This window comes from Enteractinococcus helveticum (assembly GCF_020742345.1).
Taxonomy (GTDB): Bacteria; Actinomycetota; Actinomycetes; order Actinomycetales; family Micrococcaceae; genus Yaniella; species Yaniella helvetica_A.
Genome location: NZ_DYXC01000052.1, coordinates 1 through 11,926, shown reverse-complemented (window position 1 = coordinate 11,926; position 11,926 = coordinate 1). Strand labels below are relative to the sequence as shown.

The window sequence follows — 11,926 nt, the reverse complement described above, 5'->3', positions numbered from 1 at the left end:
GAAATTCGCATCCGGTGCGATGGCCACACTGCAGGCGTCAACCGCTGTCACTCCTGGACTGGGCGTCCAGATTCGAGTGACGGGGACAACCGGTGCTAGCGTGCAGTTGACCGAATTCCCCGAGGGCACCGAAGGTCGTATTGATCTGCTCGGCACGGGTGGAACAATAGAAAATGCGCCGACCTGGCCGGCAGAGGCCAACCCGAATACTGCATTGTCGGAAATTAATGCAGCTTTGGTGCCTTACCATAAACTGCAGGTGGCAGATTTCGTTAACGCTGTTGGTGCTGGCACCGAGCCGGCCGTGACAGGGGAAGAAGCTACAAAAGCGCTGCGCACTTTATTAGCGGTCTATGAATCATCCGAAACTGGAAAGCCGGTGAAGCTCTGCTCATGACAACTCAACGAACCCGCCCGTTGGGGCTTGCTCAATTATCCTCATTGACCACTGAACCACCCAAGCTGGTGGAACTGGCTGCTGAGGCCGGGTTTGATTTTGTGGGCATCCGAGTACGCCCGGTGACCGCGCAAGAAACCCCATTCAACGTGCAGCCCGGTTCTGCAATGCTGACAGAAACTCTGGCTCGGCTGGCCGATACCGGATTGACAGTCAAAGACACTGAGTTCTTGCTGCTCGATGGTAGCGACCAGCGTGACGCCTGGTTGCAAATGTTCGAAGCAGCCCAAGCCTTAGGTGCATCATCCATGACCGTTGCGGTGGCCGATACGGACTCGTCCCGAGTCATCGACAACCTGAGCCAGATGACCGTAGACGGCAAAGCCTATGGCGTTACGCCAGCGCTGGAAGCCATCAGCTATCAGGCGGTGAATAGCTACCCGCAGGCTGCACAGATCGCCGAACAAACCGGCGTTACTGTTCTGGTGGATACTCTGCATGCGGCACGGTTTGGGGCCACGCTTGAGGATCTGCGTGCCGCGGCTCCACAGGTGCCCATGATTCAGTTATGCGATGCTACAGCCGAACGCCCGGTCAGCCGAGAAGCACTGGTTGAAGAATCCCGTAGCGGACGTTTCCCAGCGGGCGAAGGTGGCCAAGACTTAGCGGCCATGATCGCTGCCATAGATGCTGGCCGTGGTGCGACCCAAGACGTATTGCCCATCTCGGTTGAGGTGCCAAATAGTGCGCTACAAAGTGCTCTGAGTCCTCAGGAATGGGCAAACCGGCTCTACGCCACGACCCGGGCACTGCTGGACAGCATGGACTCAATACCGACCGAGCCGAAAGGAGTATGACGTGACGATGAGCGTTACAAGCTTGCCCCTGAACGGGACCGGGGTGTCTGAAGTACAGATCCCACAGATTGGTTTGGGCACCTGGCCGTTGACCGGCCAAGAATCCACCGACATGGTGACTACTGCCATCGACAATGGTTACCGGCATATCGACACGGCACAAAAATATGGTAACGAAGACGCCGTAGGGCTCGCCATCCGCGCTGCTTCAGTACCGCGTGATGAACTGTTTATCACCACAAAACTCATCAACCGATATTTCGGAGATGTTGCCAATGTGCGGGCCGGAATAGAGCACAGCTTGCGCGAAACCGGACTGGATTACATCGATTTGATGCTCATCCACTGGCCCAATCCCCAACTTGGCAAGTACGTAGAAACCTGTGCCTCGCTTGCCGAGCTGGTCGATACTGGATTGATTCGTGCCTGGGGTGTTTCCAATTTCAAACCTGAGCACCTCCAGAACGTGGTGGATGCCGGACTGGATATTCCGCTCAACCAGATTCAGATTGACCCGCTGGCCGGCCAGCCGGACTATGTCGCGGCCAATGCTGCCCACGGCGTCGTCGTTGGAGCATACTCACCAACTGGCCGGGACCTAACCCTGTCGGATTTCCCGGTGCTTCGTGATGCTGCTGAACGCTATGGAAAATCCGAGCACCAGATCGTGTTACGCTGGCACGTCCAACAAGGCCGCATCCCGGTCCCTCGGTCATCGAATGCTGGCAGACAACGAGAAAATCTCGACGTATTTGATTTTGAACTGACCGATGCTGAAATCGCTGCGATTAATGCGCTCGATAACGGCTCCCGTGCCCGGCTTGATGCCGACGAGTACGGCCACTAATTTTTAGGAAGGCAAAACCTCTTGACGCAATCAACACCTGGTATTTATCGCGTGGATGACCTGCCAGACCACCTGCCCACTGATCATGCAGATGTGCTCGTGGTGGGTGGTGGAGCCGGTGGCTTTGCGGCCGCCACAACTGCCGCTTATCACGGTCTGGACGTGATCTTAGCGGAGCAATCGGCAGCTTGTGGTGGGGCCACCTCGCGCTCCGGCGGTTGGGCCTGGACCCCGGGCACCTCGCTGGCAAAGGCCGAAGGAGTCGATGAGGACGTCGAAGAATTTCGGACCTATTTGCGTGGCGTACTAGGCGAGCTGTACACCGATCAGGCCTCCGAGATGATCGACGCATTCCTTGAGGCTGTGCCGCACATGGTGGATTTCTTTCACTACAAAACCGCCCTGCAATTTGTAACCGGCGCCAAAATCAATGACATTTACGGTCATCTGCCGGGTGCCGGTACTGGCAACCGGTCGGTGGGGCCCAAACCGATCAACGCCCGGAAATTATCCAAGACGGCGTTGGCCAAGCTCAATAACCAGTACTATCCCACGTCCTTTTTGGGCATGGGGATTATGGCCGGTCCAGATTTGCAAAAGATCCTGTCGGCATCCCAATTTTCGCTCAAAGGGTGGGTGCACTCGGCATCCCGGGTCATCCCACACGTCTGGGATATGGCAACACACCGCCGCAGTATGCACCTGGTGAACGGTACGGCGTTAATGGGGCGGCTGATTCAATCGGCCGAGGACCTCGGAGTGGATATCCGGGTCAAAACCGAGGTGCAGCACCTGATTGTTGATCACGATGACGCCGTAGTCGGCGCGGTAGTGGGCACCACAGAGGGTGGCCGGATCATCCGCACCCAGCGCGGAGTCGTGCTGGCAACCGGTGGATTCCCCGCGGATGTGGAGCGTCGTCGTCAATATTTCCGGCACACTCCAACGGGTAATGAGCACTGGACCCTGGCCCCGGATGAAGCAGACGGTTCAGGTGCCGATCTGGCCGAAGCCGTGGGCGGGTACCTGGATACCGAAGTGTATTCGGCTGCAGCCTGGTGCCCGGTCTCCCTGGTGCCATACCCCAACGGGAACACCGGCGTGTTCCCGCACATCATGGATCGGGCCAAACCGGGTTCGATCGGCGTGCGCAAAGATGGCAAACGTTTCGTCAATGAGGCCAACGGGTACTTTGACTATGTGGACGGTCTGATGCAGGCCACACCCGAAGGCGAAGCCGTGGAGTCCTGGCAGATTGCCGACTCAACATTTGTGCGCAAATATCCGTTGGGTTTTGCCAAACCTATTCCGGTGCCGCTGTTGCCGTATATCCGCAGCGGGTATCTCATCAAGGCCGATACTCTTGAGGAGCTAGCCCGCAAAACGGGTATTGATCCGGTGCAGCTGGTCGCCACGGTGCAAGAATTTAATGCCAACGCCCGGCGCGGGGAGGACCCAGAATTCCAGCGCGGTGAGACGGCGTTTAACCGGTACGGTGGAGACCAGGCGGTTACCCCGAATCCGAGCCTTGCACCGATCGAAAAAGGCCCGTTTTACGCCGTCCACGTCCGCCCTGGCTCCTTTGGCACCTTTGCCGGAATCGCGGCCGATACCAAGGCTCGTGTGCTGAATCGCAGTGGGCAACCAATCCGGGGCTTATACGCCGCAGGCAATGACATGGTGTCGATTATGCGCGGCAAATACCCTTCTGGTGGGGTCAACATTGGGCCGGCACTGACCTTTGGGTATATTGCGGGCCGCGACTTGGCGGACGCCACCGAGTACGAGGTCACCAGCGTGCGTGAAGTCGGGTCCGAAAAATGAGTCAGCGCCGCCCGGACAGCAACCAAGCAGGTGACGAAGGCGAATATCCTGGTGATGCCCTTGCCCTGATTACCGGTGGTGGCGGGGGCCTGGGTGCTGCGTGTGCCCAGCTCCTGCGGCACCGCGGGGTGCAGGTGTGCACCGTGGATGTGACTCCCGGCGCTGATGAACAATGCGATATCACCGATGAGCAACAGGTGCGCAACCTGCACGCCCGCCTGCGACAGGACGGCAAAACCGTCAATATTCTCATCAACTCCGCAGGCGTTCAAGGGCCAGAATCTGCACTGGCAGACACCGATTACCACCAGTGGCAGCAGACCTTTAGAGTCAACAGTGACGGGGTCTTTTTGATGTGTAAGCATTTCCTCCCCGATATGGTGGCCACAGGATGGGGGCGCATTGTCAATTTGGCCAGCATTGCCGGCAAGGAAGGAAACGCCTTCCAAGCAGCCTATTCTGCTTCCAAAGCAGCTGTGATCGGGTTGACAAAATCTTTGGGCAAAGAAGTTGCCCAAGACGGTGTGCTGGTCAACGCGGTGGCACCGGGCATCATTGCCACGCCGTTGAATCAACACATGGACCCGCGAACCCATCAGCGTCTGATGAACCGCATTCCGATGGGCCGTCCTGGACAGCCTGGTGAAGCCGCAGAACTCGTGGCATGGTTGGCATCGAATCGTTGCAGCTTTTCCACCGGTGCGGTCTATGACCTGTCTGGTGGGCGAGCAACGTACTAAGCTCGACGAGATGCTCGCAAAGGGGGTGCGGTAGCGGCATGGAAGTTCGCTGGTTGGAAGCATTTATTGCGGTTGCTGAAGAGTTACATTTCGGTAATGCCGCCATCCGCCTGCGCATGGCACAATCGCCCCTGAGCCAAGTGATTCGCAAACTGGAGCGCTCCTTAGACACAGAGTTATTTATCCGCAGTACCCGCTCAGTGGATCTCACCCCAGCCGGTCATGCGTTTCTCCCGCATGCCAGGGCGGTGCTTGAGGAGATCGAACTGGCACAGCAATCCGTCAAAGTTCCCGACGGTGTGGTCTACGGCAAACTCATTTTGGGTTTTACCGGTGTGCTTAACCGGCGCACTTTGCCCCGCTTTACCCGTGCAGTGCGTGATACCTATCCCCAAATTGAGTTGTCGCTGGTCGGGCGAGTGATGACCCGAGACGCGGTGGCACAATTAGAGGCCGGTACCTTGGATTTGGCATTTGTTGGGTTGCCAACTGATTCGACCCGAACCGAAACCCGGTTGCTGCTTCGAGAACGGTTCGGCATGGTCGTGCCCACGGGGCACCCCTTGGCCGACCAGGATCATGTTGAGCTATCAATGTTTGCTCAAGACCGTTTCATCACCCCACCCATCGGAGCGGGCTCGATGCTTTATGAAGACACCATACGAGCCTGCACAGAAGCCGGATTCCACCCGATCGTCTCCCAACAAATCACGGACCCGTACATGTCCATGATGCTGGTGGCCGCCGGAGTTGGGGTGGCGTATTTGCCAGAGGGCGTGCGGCCAGTGGTGCCACCCGGGACGGTATTTGTGCCGTTAGCAGGTGAACCGGTGTATATGAATCATGGCCTGGCCTGGTCAAAACAACGCGGCTCTGCAGCTCGAGAGGCCTTTTTAGAGCTGGTCGAAGACGTGTTGGCTGAAGGACTCTAGATTATGTGTTTTTTGTACATAATCTTTGACTAATCTAGTCGTGGACAAACTCAGTGCGACCAGTCACACTGGATGGTGATCTCCACTAAGGAGCTGGAAAGGACCACTCAGTTGACTACACATACCAAAGCATCGCAGGTAGCAAATAATGAGCCATCAGGCGGGGTAGATTCGCGCGTTCGGAATGCCACGACGGTGACGCCGCAAGCTAAGCGCGCAGCATTTTCGGGATTCTTGGGCAGCGCTCTGGAATACTACGACTTCTTCATCTACGGTTCTGCCGCTGCACTCGTGTTCTCGCATATTTTCTTCCCCGGCGATGGCGTCAACGCACTACTGCTGTCCATTTCAACGCTGGGTGTGGCATATGTTGCTCGCCCACTGGGGGCAGTCATGTGGGGCCACCTGGGTGACCGCTTTGGTCGCAAGAAAACGCTGATGGCTGTGCTGTTGCTGATGGGTGTGGCGACTTTTCTGATCGGCGTCCTGCCAACCTATGAACAAATCGGCGTCCTGGCACCCGTCCTGCTGGTCTTGTTGCGCCTGTGCCAGGGTCTATCAGCCGGTGGCGAATCGCCAGGTGCTGCCTCGCTGTCCATTGAGCACGCCCCAGAATACCGCCGTTCGTTTTTCGCCAGCTTTACCGCTTCCGGCATCATGCTCGGAATTGTTCTGGCAACCCTGGTCTTTATCCCGGTTGCCTTATTGCCCGATGAACAGCTCTACAGCTGGGGTTGGCGCGTACCGTTTTTGATCAGCGTTATCCTGACCGTGTTCGCCGTCTGGATGCGCCGCAACCTCGAAGAACCAGAGGCCTTTGAAGAAGTCATCGAGGAAGAACAAGAAGCACAGGTTCCACTGGTCGTACTATTCCGTGACCACCTGCCAGCCCTGCTGCGCGTGATGTTCTCATCAACCTTTGCGATGATCAACACCATGGTCAACGTCTTCGGCCTATCCTTCGCCGTCGAACACTCCGGCGTCGACCGCACCACCATGCTGGCAGCAATTGCTGCATCCAACTTCGCAGCCGTCCTGACCCAACCGCTCTTTGCCCTGTTAGCCGATAAGATCGGCCGCAAGCCAGTATTCATCGGCGGCGCCATCGGCTCCGGTCTGATGATGTTCGTATTCCTGGGGGCCATCAGCACCGGCAACGTAACCCTGATCTTCATCTCCTCCATTCTGATGATGGGTGGCTTCTATGCGGCATCCAACGGCATCTACTTCGCGGCCTTCCCAGAACAATTCCCAGCCAAAGTCCGCTACTCGGGCATGGCCATCGGTTTGATGCTCGGCCTGCTGGTCTCCGGTTTCACCCCGGCCATCGGAACCATGCTCACCGGTGGTGACGTCGCCAACTGGATGCCAGTTGCGATCATGTGTGCCATCTTTGCGATCGGCTCGGCCGTCGCATTTGCCACCGGACCAGAAACCTACCGGACACCAACCTCAGAACTGGGCAAACCTCGTCATAAAGTAGCTGATGCCAAATGAGTTCACCGCACTACCACATTGGGCTCATCGGTGAACACATCGGCACATCACTGTCGCCCATGCTGCACACCGCCGAAGCACAGGCCCATGGGTTGGAAGATTTCCGGTACGAACTCATTGACCTGGAAGGCCAACGAGACGCCGCCCAACACCTCGGCCAGATCATCCAAGAGCACGCTGCAGCAGGATTCACCGGTTTCAACGTCACCCACCCGCATAAACAACATGTCATCCCGTATTTGGATTCGGTCACCGATGCCGCTCGAGTCCTCGGCGCGGTCAATAACATCATCCGTACCGACGACGGCTGGGCGGGTCACAATACCGACCACAGCGGATTCCTAGGCGGACTCCACACCCGACTCCCACAGGACACACCGCGTAATACCGCGGTGCTGTTTGGAGCCGGCGGTGCAGGGGCCGCTGTGGCCAGTGCACTATTAGACTACGGCGTCCAACAGCTGTACGTGATCGACCCACAAGAAACCCAACGCGTACAACTCAAGGACCGTCTGGGCCCCACCTTAGATGCTGGCGTGCAACTGCACACCGGGGGACCAGATATGGCATCCCAGTGGGTGCCAGCGGCTGATGCGGTGATCAATGCGACGCCCATCGGTATGGAACACCTGCCCGGGGCGCCATTTGATCTGGACTTGCTCACCGGAAGCCAATGGGTAGCCGACGTGATCTACCGCCCGGTGGAAACTCAGCTGTTGGCACACGCCCGCAATTTAGGCTGCCAGACGGTCGAAGGCACCGCCATGCTCGTGGAACAGGCCGCCGATACGTTTGAACTGCAAACCGGACTGCCGGCAAACCGTCAGCGGATGCGCGACAGTCTGCAACTGCACCTGGTGGACTAACCATAAACATGTGATACCGGCTCAGTGGCATCGCGAAATGGAGTAGGGGATGGCAAATTCACGTTCGGGAGAATCTGTTGTTGAGCGCATCAACAAGTTGCTCAGCGCATTCGAACGACGCAAGCCCCGATACACCATTAGCGCACTTGCCACAGAGACCGGCATACCCAACAGCACCACCCACCGGCTGGTGGCCGAGTTGTGTGACGTGGGATTTTTGGACCGCGACGACAACGGCCTGGTCGGTATCGGCCCTCGAATGTGGGAACTGGCTTCACGCTCCAATGATTTGGAAGAATTCCGACGACGTGGTCGACCAGTACTGGAAGGCATTGAAGAAGCCGTCAAAGAAGATGTGTCCTTATCAGTGCCCTCCTTTGACGATTTCACGGTGCTATATCTGGAACGGTTGAATGAACACGGGCCAGACCGAAACCTCGCCGAGGTCGCCGGCCGACTCAATATGCACTCGACATCGCCCGGCCTGGCCATGCTGGCTTTTGCTCCAGTGGACGTCCAAGAAGAGTTCCTCAACGGTGAAATACCGCAGTGCACGCCGCAAACCGAAACCGACCCGGCTCGACTCCGAGCACGCTTTGCTCAGATCCGCGAACGTGGCTACGCGCGTCTTGCCGGGGTGCTCGTAGAAGAAAACGTCGGCTATTCTGTGCCAGTTCGAGGACGCCAAAATAAAGTCATTGGCGCCCTATCGGTTGTCACGCGACGCGATGTTGATAAACATCGCATCATCGTGCCGGTCTTGGCGGCGGCTGGGCGCTCGCTGTCGCGACTGATGGGATCTGAATACCGACGATACTCAGCCCGACAATGGTCCAGCCTCCGGTTATAAAACCCACTCAGAAAACCTGGTCACCACCTCATTGCCCATTCAATGGGCAATGAGGTGTAGCTGTCTCGGCAGTCACCTACAGTGACAGGTGAGCCGAATGCCCCGGGCGACTCCGGCGGATTCGAGCATGAATCACAGACTCACTGGAATCAGGAGACCCCCATGAATATCTACGCCATCAACTACGTCTATGATGACTCCACTGCTACTAAGCGTGACGAAGTCCGCCCCGTTCACGTGGAATTTTTGCAGGAATGCTTTGACAACGGCCGACTGCTGGTCTCCGGTCCCGTCGACGATGGTGCAGGTGCGCTGCTGATTATCACCGGCGAAGACGAAGCCGACGCCCTGGCCTTGATGGATAATGACCCATTTGCAAAAAACGGTCTGATCACCGAACGTGGCATCCGCAAATGGGGTGTCTTTTTCGGTAAAGACAAACTTATTCCCGCCCAAGCCTAGGAGCAGCACACTCATGCTCAGCGCGCATACCGTAGCCCGACGAACAGTCGAGCTCAAAGAACAACCGGTTCCCGAACTGACCCCGGGACACGCTTTGGTCCGTGTACATCACGTTGCACTGTGCGGGACAGACTACACGATCTGGGACGACACCTACGTCACCGAACTCCCGCTAGTCCAGGGCCATGAATTTTCCGGCACCATCCACGCGATCGACGAAACCGCCTCCGACCTCGCAGTAGGAACCCCCGTCGCAGCCAGCCCGATGGTCTACTGCGACACCTGCGGACCATGCCGAGCCGGCCGCTATAACGTCTGCGATTCCATCTCCTGCTTAGGCGTCTATGAGGCTGGAGCTCTGACCGAACTCATTTCACTACCCGTCGAAAAACTACATCCGCTCCCCGACGGCATGCCCATGCGCCTGGCCGCCCTGGGCGAACCTGGCTCAATTGCCATGCAGGCCGTCAACCGTGGCACCCCGGTTGACGGAGAAACTGCGCTCGTGCTGGGATGCGGCCCCATCGGTTTGCTCGCCACCCTGTTCTTGACTGAACGCGGCGTCAACGTCATCGCAGCAGATTTAGACGAACACCGTATGACCCTGGCCCGCCAATTCGGTGCCGTAGCAACCATCACCGCCGGAACAGACCCATTCCCCAGCGCCACAGATGCACAACTACTAGCCGACCTGTGCCTCATGGACGGTCCAACGCTGATCATTGAAGCCACCGGTGTGCCGGCCAGCCTAGAAAACGCCGTCCGGTTGGCTGCCCCCACCGCCCGTATTGTGCAAGTGGGGATCTCGGCCGGCAACGCCGCACTGTCGATGCGCGATGTGCCGTTCAAAGAACTCGATATTCGGGGCAGCCGAAATTCCTTGAACCTGATCCCCGAAGCCCTAGAGATTCTCCATAAGCGCCAGGATCTGGCCGATGCTCTGATCACCCACAGCTTCGACTTCGAACACCTCAATGATGCCTTCGAAACCATGGGGGATCGCAGCGCACAGGTCGGCAAAATCGTGATCAATATGCCGGCCGCCAACACTGCTCAAGCCGACGAAATTCTTGCCGAGGTGCAAAACTGATGTCGAATACATCGCCCTTTTTCGGTGTCGAACAACTCGAAGACACCTATGACGTCGTTGTTATGGGTTCCGGTGCTTCCGGACTGACCGCAGCGGTTCGCGCTGCACACGCCGGCTTACGGGTCGCCGTGGTTGAAAAAGCCGATAAACTCGGTGGCACCTCGGCTGCCGGTGGCGGAGTCATCTGGGCACCGGCCAATCACCTGGGCGCGGCCGCAGGCTATCAAGATTCTGAACAAGACGGCATCGACTACCTGACGGCAGCTGCCGGTGACATCATGTCGCACGAGGATATCGCCTGGTATGTGCGCACCAGTGGTGAAGCCATCAAGTTCCTGGATGAGCACACTCGCGTTGAACTCATGCCGCTAACCCGCCCGGACTACCACATGGAATGGCCAGGCGCCGCTGCCGGTGGCCGCAGCCTCGATAACGCGGCCTTCCGGGCTGATGACTACCCAGAAATTGCTGAAGTCCTGCGCCAACCAACCTATTTTCCACTGCTCACCATGGTCGAACGTGACGACCTCAACGGACGCGCACCAGATCCACAACTGCTGACAGACCGCGCAGCCCAAGGGGTACGAACCATGGGCGGGGCCCTGGTCGGTTCCCTCACCGCTTCAGCCCTGGATAACAACGTCCACATTGCCCTGAACGCACCGGTAACCAACCTGGAGTACACCTCGGATACGTGGCACCTGACCGTAGCCGACACAAAAACCATCACTGCCGCCGCCGTCGTCATTGCCTCAGGCGGTTTTGACTATAACGAACGGCTGCGCAAAACCTTCCTGCCATTGGACGTCACACCCATCGGCGCGCCATCTAATGAAGGCGACGGACTGGAATTAGGCATGGCCGCCGGTGCGAGCCTACGCGATATGAACGCCCTGTGGGGTGTGCCCATTATTAACGCGGCAGGCCAAACCTATGACGGCAAACCCACCGGTCGGATGGGCAACGTAGAAATGACCCTGCCCGGATCCATCACGGTCAACACCGCCGGACACCGTTTCGTCAATGAAGCCCTGAACTACCATGACGCGGCGCGAGTTTTTGCCAATATCGACCCGCACACCGGTAGGGCACAGAATAACCCGGCCTGGCTGGTCTTCGACCACACGTTCATGTCCAAGTACCCGGTGGCCGGCTCCACCCCGGGTCAAGCACCCGCCTGGATGTTACAGGCCGAGAGTTTGCCAGCATTAGCCCAACAGGCCGGGATCGATGCCGAGCAACTTCTTGCCACCGTCGAAAAATTCAACGACGACGCACGCCAAGGCGTGGACACCCAATTCGGCCGCGGCTCATCGGAACAAGACCGACACCTCGGAGACGCCTCGGTCACGCCCAACCCGTGTTTGGCACCGTTGGAAACCGGGCCGTATTATGCGGTCCCATTGCACGCGGGCACCTTGGGGACCTCCGGTGGTCTGGCCACCAACCTTGATGGGCAAGTTGTGGACCGTCACCAACAGCCAATCGAAGGACTCTACGCGGCCGGTAATGTCTCCGGCGGGGTCTTCCGGAACACCTATCCCGGTGGCGGAGCAACACTTGG

At 58.0% G+C, this 11,926-nt stretch carries 12 protein-coding genes; all 12 read left to right on the top strand.

Annotated elements, in window-relative coordinates:
• A partial coding sequence (locus tag K8V32_RS03945) for a Gfo/Idh/MocA family oxidoreductase (protein WP_303903204.1) occupies positions 1-397 on the top strand: 397 nt, incomplete at its 5' end.
• Positions 394-1,254 (top strand): sugar phosphate isomerase/epimerase family protein, encoded by an 861-nt coding sequence (locus K8V32_RS03940; RefSeq protein ID WP_303903200.1) that lies wholly within the window; start codon positions 394-396, stop codon positions 1,252-1,254. The genes K8V32_RS03945 and K8V32_RS03940, both read left to right, overlap by 4 nt.
• Positions 1,255-1,261: 7 nt before the next feature.
• Positions 1,262-2,101 (top strand): aldo/keto reductase, encoded by an 840-nt coding sequence (locus K8V32_RS03935; protein ID WP_303903197.1) that lies wholly within the window; start codon positions 1,262-1,264, stop codon positions 2,099-2,101.
• 21 nt (positions 2,102-2,122) lie between these two features.
• Positions 2,123-3,925 (top strand): FAD-dependent oxidoreductase, encoded by a 1,803-nt coding sequence (locus K8V32_RS03930; protein ID WP_303903194.1) that lies wholly within the window; start codon positions 2,123-2,125, stop codon positions 3,923-3,925.
• Positions 3,922-4,665 carry an SDR family NAD(P)-dependent oxidoreductase gene (locus tag K8V32_RS03925; RefSeq protein ID WP_303903190.1) on the top strand — a complete coding sequence of 248 codons (744 nt, stop codon included), beginning with the start codon at positions 3,922-3,924 and terminating at the stop codon, positions 4,663-4,665. The genes K8V32_RS03930 and K8V32_RS03925 overlap by 4 nt, the downstream gene beginning before the upstream one ends.
• A gap of 38 nt (positions 4,666-4,703) precedes the next feature.
• Complete coding sequence (locus K8V32_RS03920; RefSeq protein ID WP_303903187.1) at positions 4,704-5,597, top strand: LysR family transcriptional regulator; 894 nt, start codon at positions 4,704-4,706, stop codon at positions 5,595-5,597.
• 111 nt (positions 5,598-5,708) lie between these two features.
• Positions 5,709-7,094 carry an MFS transporter gene (locus K8V32_RS03915; RefSeq protein ID WP_303903184.1) on the top strand — a complete coding sequence of 462 codons (1,386 nt, stop codon included), beginning with the start codon at positions 5,709-5,711 and terminating at the stop codon, positions 7,092-7,094.
• Entirely contained in the window at positions 7,091-7,960 is an 870-nt protein-coding gene (locus tag K8V32_RS03910; RefSeq protein WP_303903181.1) for a shikimate dehydrogenase, read from the top strand. Before K8V32_RS03915 ends, K8V32_RS03910 begins: the two co-directional genes overlap by 4 nt.
• Positions 7,961-8,009: 49 nt before the next feature.
• Complete coding sequence (locus K8V32_RS03905; protein WP_303903178.1) at positions 8,010-8,810, top strand: IclR family transcriptional regulator; 801 nt, start codon at positions 8,010-8,012, stop codon at positions 8,808-8,810.
• 162 nt (positions 8,811-8,972) lie between these two features.
• Positions 8,973-9,272 carry a YciI family protein gene (locus K8V32_RS03900; RefSeq protein ID WP_303903175.1) on the top strand — a complete coding sequence of 100 codons (300 nt, stop codon included), beginning with the start codon at positions 8,973-8,975 and terminating at the stop codon, positions 9,270-9,272.
• Positions 9,273-9,285: 13 nt separating this feature from the next.
• Positions 9,286-10,362, top strand: coding sequence for an alcohol dehydrogenase catalytic domain-containing protein (locus K8V32_RS03895; protein WP_303903172.1), 1,077 nt, complete (start codon positions 9,286-9,288; stop codon positions 10,360-10,362).
• Positions 10,362-11,926: FAD-dependent oxidoreductase (locus K8V32_RS03890; protein ID WP_303903170.1), on the top strand; the 1,565-nt coding region annotated here is incomplete at its 3' end. The genes K8V32_RS03895 and K8V32_RS03890, both read left to right, overlap by 1 nt.